The sequence below is a fragment of the Kytococcus sp. HMSC28H12 genome (assembly GCF_001816045.1).
Taxonomy (GTDB): domain Bacteria; phylum Actinomycetota; class Actinomycetes; order Actinomycetales; family Dermatophilaceae; genus Kytococcus; species Kytococcus schroeteri.
Genome location: NZ_KV824610.1, coordinates 1 through 1,057, shown reverse-complemented (window position 1 = coordinate 1,057; position 1,057 = coordinate 1). Strand labels below are relative to the sequence as shown.

Sequence of the window (1,057 nt, the reverse complement as noted above, 5' to 3'; positions counted from 1 at the left end):
CCCGACGGTGGCCCCTCGCCGTGTGCGCACCCGGGGGTGACGCCGCCTGTCCGGGGGTGACGCCGTCCACGACGTGACCTCACCCCGGCGAACCGGAGAAACCCCCCGGGTCTGGCGACTCGGGGCGCCTCAACCCGGGGCACCGGTCGCGACAGGACACCCCTGCGCCGAGTGGACCCGGAACGCCCGCCCGTACAGTCGGGCCATGCGTACCCGACCCCGCCCCCTCCTGCGCCGTGCGGGAGTTCCGACCGGCGCGCTCGCGGTGGTGGCTGCCCTGGCCCTCGGCGCCTGTGGCGCACCGGGCCCCGGGACCGAGGAGGGCGCGCCGGCCGAGGGGGAGCCGACCGGTCAGGTGACCGTGCTGGCCGCCGCGTCGCTCACCGAGGCGTTCGAGCAGATCGCCGCCGACGTGGAGCGCGACCACCCCGGCACCGACGTGCGCCTGAGCTTCGGTGGTTCCTCGGCGCTGGTCACGCAGGTCACCCAGGGTGCCCCGGCCGACGTGCTCGCCACCGCCTCGGCCACCACCATGGACGCCGCGGTGCAGGCCGGTGCGGTGGAGGAACCCGCCGTGGTGGCGCGCAACCGCCTCACCATCGCCGTGCCGCGGGGCAACCCCGCCGGCATCGACGGCGTGGAGGACCTGGCCCGCGAGGACGTGCGCCTGGCGACCTGCCTGCCCGAGGTGCCCTGCGGTGCGGCAGCCCAGCAGCTTGCCGACGCCACCGGCACCACGCTCCACCCGGTCACCCAGGAGCGCGACGTCAAGGCCACCCTCGCCAAGGTGCGCCTCGGCGAGGTGGACGCGGGGCTGGTCTACGTGACGGACGTGCGCGCCGCGGGGTCCGCCGTGGACGAGGTGCCCCTGCCGGAGGCGCCCACCACCGACTACCCCTTGGCGGTGGTGTCCGACGCCGCCAATCCCGCCCTGGCCCGGGCGTTCGTCGATGCCGTGCAGTCAGACCGCGGCCGGGCCGTGCTGCGCGAGGCGGGGTTCACCACCCCGTGACCCCCGACCGCGCCGACCGTCCCGCCCGCGCCCGCCGTCGGCCCC

General features: G+C 77.1%; 1 protein-coding gene. It reads left to right on the top strand.

The genetic code is table 11. The features are described 5' to 3' along the window. Positions 1-205 precede the first annotated feature (205 nt). Positions 206-1,012, top strand: coding sequence for a molybdate ABC transporter substrate-binding protein (modA, locus tag HMPREF3099_RS09575; protein ID WP_070705739.1), 807 nt, complete (start codon positions 206-208; stop codon positions 1,010-1,012). The last annotated feature ends 45 nt before the right edge of the window (positions 1,013-1,057 follow it).